Source organism: Mesorhizobium sp. M1A.F.Ca.IN.020.06.1.1, from assembly GCF_004023265.1.
Lineage (GTDB): Bacteria > Pseudomonadota > Alphaproteobacteria > Rhizobiales > Rhizobiaceae > Mesorhizobium.
In genome coordinates, this window is record NZ_RZSR01001071.1 from 1 (window position 1) to 1,887 (window position 1,887).

2 protein-coding genes are annotated in these 1,887 nt (G+C 65.0%); one reads left to right on the forward strand and one right to left on the reverse strand.

Annotation, left to right across the window (positions count from 1 at the left end; all coding sequences use genetic code 11):
• A partial coding sequence (locus EOA60_RS31015) for a cytochrome c biogenesis protein CcdA (RefSeq protein ID WP_245502653.1) occupies window positions 1-183 on the reverse strand: 183 nt, incomplete at its 3' end.
• Window positions 184-589: 406 nt separating this feature from the next.
• Here EOA60_RS31015 and topA point away from each other — a divergent pair.
• Window positions 590-1,887: type I DNA topoisomerase (topA, locus tag EOA60_RS31020; RefSeq protein WP_128312474.1), on the forward strand; the 1,298-nt coding region annotated here is incomplete at its 3' end.

Here is a 1,887-nt window from a genome sequence, read left to right on the forward strand (position 1 = left end):
GGCATAGAGCAGCGCGCCACGTGCGCCTTCGCGCGCCGTCGCGCCGGCGTTGCCGCGGAAATCGTCGACCGAAACGCCGGCCATGTAGCAAAGATAAGGCGGCACCAGCGGCAGCACGCACGGCGACAGGAACGAGATCGCCCCTGCTCCGACCGCGCTGACATAGCCGATGTCCAATGCCATTTCACGATGCCCCGGTTGTGCTGGCGCCGATATAGCGATGCCGGCGCCCTCGTGCCAATCACCATTGTGTGGCGCGTGGTCGCTAGCCGAGGAAGAAGCGGCGGCCGCTGCGCGTTCAATGGATGGCGCGCCAGTGCCGCGTGCCGTCCGCGTACCGCCGGGCCGATGCTGGTTCTGTCGGCGACTCCCCTCGGTAAAAGACCGAACCAAGACACGATCCGTCGGTGCGCCAAAAAATGTGTTCTCCGCCATACACTCTAAGAGTGTATCGCTGTCGGCCAGTTCGCAAATTGGGCCTGTCCCCTTGACCGATTGCAAAAGCACGGCCATGTGAGCGACGAAAAGAGTGGGATTTCGTCGTGCGCCGCGGAGCTCTTCCGCCGCCTCACAGCTGATAAGAGACCTCATGGACGTCGTCGTCGTCGAATCGCCGGCCAAGGCGAAGACAATCAACAAATATCTGGGCAAGAACTATAAGGTCCTGGCCTCGTTCGGCCATGTCCGCGATCTGCCGGCCAAGGACGGCTCGGTGCGCCCGGACGAGGACTTCGCCATGTCCTGGTCGGTAGACACCGCCTCCGGCAAGCGCCTCGCCGACATCGCCAAGGCGGTCAAGGACGCCGACGGGCTGATCCTCGCCACCGACCCGGATCGCGAGGGCGAGGCGATTTCCTGGCATGTGCTGGAAGTGCTGAGGCAGAAGCGCGCGCTGAAGGACAAGCCGGTCAGCCGCGTCGTCTTCAACGCCATAACAAAGACCTCGGTAATGGAGGCCATGGCCAATCCGCGCCAGATCGATGCGCCGCTGGTGGACGCCTATCTCGCGCGCCGCGCGCTCGACTATCTCGTCGGCTTCACCCTCTCGCCGGTGCTGTGGCGCAAGCTGCCGGGCGCCCGTTCCGCCGGGCGCGTCCAGTCGGTGGCGCTGCGGCTGGTCTGCGACCGCGAATCCGAGATCGAGCGCTTCGTCCGCGAGGAATACTGGCAGATCGCCGCCATCCTCAACACGCCGCGCAACGACAGTTTCGAGGCGCGGCTGACCGCCTATGCCGGCAAGAAGCTGCAGAAGCTCGACATCGCCAACAAGGCCCAGGCCGACGACATCAAGGCGATGCTCGAAGGTGCGACCTTCAAGGCGCTGTCGGTCGAAGCCAAGCCCACCAAGCGCAATCCGGGCCCGCCCTTCACCACCTCGACGCTGCAGCAGGCCGCCTCCTCGCGGCTCGGCTTCTCGGCCAACCGCACCATGCAGGTGGCGCAGAAGCTTTACGAAGGCATGGATGTCGGCGGCGAGACCGCCGGCCTCATCACCTATATGCGAACCGACGGCGTGCAGATGGCGCCGGAGGCGATCACCGCGGCGCGCGATGCCATCGCCAGCGAGTTCGGCGCGAAATACCTGCCCGAAAACCCACGCTATTATTCGGTCAAGGCCAAGAACGCCCAGGAAGCGCATGAGGCGATCCGCCCTACCGATTTCAAGCGCACGCCGGCATCGGTCAGGCAATATCTCGATGCCGATCAGGCGCGCCTCTATGAGCTGATCTGGAAGCGCGCGATCGCCAGCCAGATGCAGCCGGCCGAGATCGAGCGCACCACGGTCGAGATCGAGGCGGTCAACGGCGCCCGCACCGCCGAGCTACGCGCGGTCGGCTCGGTCATCCGCTTCGACGGCTTCATCGCCGCCTACACCGACCAGAAGGA